The organism is Micromonospora sp. NPDC002411 (assembly GCF_053592955.1).
In genome coordinates this window covers 1-3,283 of the sequence record NZ_JBSFBM010000515.1, presented here as the reverse complement: position 1 = coordinate 3,283, position 3,283 = coordinate 1, and the positions used below count along the sequence as shown (strand labels likewise).

The 3,283-nt window shown below is 76.4% G+C and carries 1 protein-coding gene and 1 pseudogene; one reads left to right on the top strand and one right to left on the bottom strand.

The features are described 5' to 3' along the window. Nucleotides 1–368 (top strand): ATP-binding cassette domain-containing protein (locus tag ACWCO3_RS33190; RefSeq protein ID WP_450013884.1); only part of this gene is annotated, 368 nt, incomplete at its 5' end. 2,817 nt (nt 369–3,185) lie between these two features. Here ACWCO3_RS33190 and ACWCO3_RS33185 read toward each other — a convergent pair. Further along, nucleotides 3,186–3,283 (bottom strand): annotated as a pseudogene (locus ACWCO3_RS33185) (NUDIX hydrolase); the annotation flags it as partial.

Genomic DNA, 3,283 nt, shown 5'->3' with positions numbered 1-3,283 from the left:
CGGCACGGCCAGCACGCCGGCGAAGTCCGAGTCGTCGTCCGGCGACAAGTCCGGGTCGTCCTCGTCCTCGTCGTCCGGCCGAGCTGTCCGGCGGCCAGCAGCAGCGGGTGGCGATCGCCCGCGCGCTGGCCGCCTCGCCCCGCCTACTGCTCGCCGACGAGCCCACCGGGCAACTGGACGCCGAGACGGGCCTGTCGGTGATGGCCCTGCTGCGCGGCATAGTGGAGTCCGAAGGCGTCACCGTCCTGGTGTCGACGCACGACGCGGTGATGATGGCCCTGGCCGACCGGGTGATCCGCATCCACGACGGGCACCTCGACGAACAGGCCGCCGGGCAGTCGTACCAGCCCGTGCCGGATGTCAGGTGACGCGACGATGCTGAGGCTGGTCAGCCGGCGCGCCCGCGCGCAGTGGCCGTTGCTGGCCGCGCTCCTCGGGGTCGTCACGATCGGCGCGACACTGCTGGGCACCTGCACCCTGCTGGTCACCCGCACCGCCGAGCGGGCGCTGCAGGTCGCCATGGCCCGCGCCGCCCCCGCCGCCGTCGACGTGACCGTCTACACCGGCACTGTCGAGGGCCCGGACGTGTCCTCCGTCGCCGCCGACACCCGCACCGCAGTGACCTCCGCGCTCGCACCGCTCCCGGTGACGACGACCGCGCGGGCGTCGACGGTGCTGCGAGCGCTACCGCCCACGCTCGCCCCGGGCACCACCGTCGGGGCCCAGGCGTACCTGTCCGGGCTGGACGATCTGCCGACCCGAGCCGAGCTGGTCACCGGGCACTGGCCACGACAGCCGGGCGACGCGGTGCTGCTGGAGTCCACCGCCCAGCTGCTCGACCTCACCCCCGGTCGCCGGGTGCGACTCGGCGCCGAGCTGGCCCACCCGCCCGTCCCGGCCCTCGACGTGACAGTCGTCGGTGTCGTACGCCCGCTGCCGGGGCGCGGCTGGGACCGCGACCCGCTGGGCGCGGCCGGCTCGGCCATCGGCTACCGGGACGGCCGGTTCATGCAGCCGGTCAACGCCTACGGCCCGTTCCTCGTCGACCTCGCCGACCTGGCCACCACGGGTGCCACCGTCGACCGGATGGAGGTCACCGCCCATCCGGACCTGTCCCACAACAACCGCCGCGACCTGGAGGCCGTGGCCGGGGCCGTCCAGAGTGCCGACCGCCGGCTGGCCGGCACCCTCGGCGACCGCGTCCAGCTCGCCCGTGTCTCCTCCGAGCTGCCGCTGACCCTACGGGCCGCCGACGACCAACGGCGTGTCACCGCCGCCGTCGTGCTCGCCGTCGCCGTCCTCGGCGGTGTGCTGGCCGCTACGGCACTCGTCCTCGCCGGCCGACTGACCGCTGGCCTACGCTCCGACGAGACCGCCCTGCGGTCCGCCCTGGGCACCAGTCGTCGCCAGCTCGCCGCCACCGCGACACTCGAGGCCGGACTCGTCGCCGTCGTCGCCGCCGCGCTCGCGATACCGGCCTCGTCGGCCCTGCACGCCGGCCTGACCCACCTACCGCCGTTGGACGGCGTCGGCCTGACCGCCCGGCCGGCCATCATCGGCGCCCAGGTCCTCGCGGTCGCCGGCGGCGCGCTGGTACTCGCCGCCGTCCTCACCGTCCTGGCGATCCGGCCCGTCCCGGCGGCCGGCGACCGGCGCACCCGCCGCGAACTGCTGGCCCGGTCCGGCGCCGACCTGATGCTCGCGGTGTTCGCCGCCGTCGGATGGTGGCAGCTGTACGCGCAGCCCACCGCCGCCAGCCCACGCGCCGACGCGGTGCGGGTGCTCGCGCCGGCGCTGCTGCTCACCGCAGGCGCCGCCCTGGCTCTCCGGGTGGTGTTGCCCGCCCTGCGTGGCGTCGACCGGCTGGCGTACCGCGCCCGCGGGCTGGCGCTTCCACTGGCTGTCGCCGAGGCCGCCCGCCGTCCCCAGGCGGTCGCCGCCGGGCTGCTCGTCGGGCTGGCCTGCGCGGCCGGAACCTTCGGCCTCGCCTTCGACACCACCTGGCACCAGTCGCAGCGCGACCAGGCCGCGGTCTCCGTCGGCACCGACCTCGCCCTCACCCTCACCACGACACCGGTGGCCGGAGACGGCGCGGTCGTCAGCGCGGCCACCGCGGGGGTGGTGAGTCCGGTCCTCAGCCGTGGTACCTCAGTCGGCCAGTGGCTCGGCACCGCCGGCAACGCGCCACGCCTGGTCGCCGTCGACACCACCCGCGCCGACGCGCTGCTGCGCGGACGGCTGGACAGCGACAGCGGCTGGGCGGACGTGGGCGCCGCGTTGGCCCCACGCACCCGGGTCACCGGCCTCGCCATCCCGACCGGCGCCCCGCTCGTCCTGAGCGGGACCACCACCGGCGGCACCCCGCTCGCCGTGACGCCCCGGCTGCTGCTGCAGGACGCCATCGGCCTCCGCACGTCCTGTACCGGTCCCGCCGTACCGCTCGACGGCCGGGAGGTCCGACTGCCCGCCTGCGCGACGGCTGACGGGCTGCGCCTCGTCGCGGTCGCTCTGCCGGTCACCGCCGAACCGGTCGGCGGACGCGTCGCCATGGCCGTCACGCTCACCGTGCCGCCCGCCGGATCGGCGGCGGAGTCCACCGACGGATCGGACTGGACCGCCACGTCCGCGCCGCCGGTCCCGGGCAAGGTGACCGACCCGACCGCCCTGGTGTCCGCCACGCCGACGGGAACGACGCTGCGGATGGCCGCGACAGTCGACCTCGGCGGTGCCGAGGACGCCGCCCGGACCCTCGTCGCCACCGCCTTCCCGGACCCCGGCCGGGTGCCCGTCGCGGTCTCCGAGCGCTTTGCCAGCGAGGTCGGTGCCGACCGGGGCAGCCGGCTCAGCGTCACAGTCGGCATCACGCCCGTCCCGGTCGTCGTCGCCGAGGTCGTGCCGACCGTGCCGTCCGCCCCCGGCGCCGTCGCCGTCCTCGCCGACCTGGACACGCTGTCCCGCGCTCGCGTCGTCACCGGCGACCTGACGTTCCCGGTCGATGCCTGGTGGGTCGGTCACCCGGCCGGGCCCGGTGCCACCGAACGGGCCGCCGACCTGCACCTGGGGACCGTCGCGACCCGCGAAGCGGAGACCGCCCGCCTCATCGGCGGTCCGCTCCAGGCTGGGTTGCCGGCCGCGCTGCGGCTCATCGTCCCGGCCGCGGCCCTGCTGCTGCTCGCCGGCGTCGTCCTGCACGTCACCTGTGCCTCGCCGCGGTTCAGCAGACCGGCGGGGAGGGACCAGCCCTTGCCGGGCGGTTGGCGCAGCATCAGCAGGCGTCCCGCGC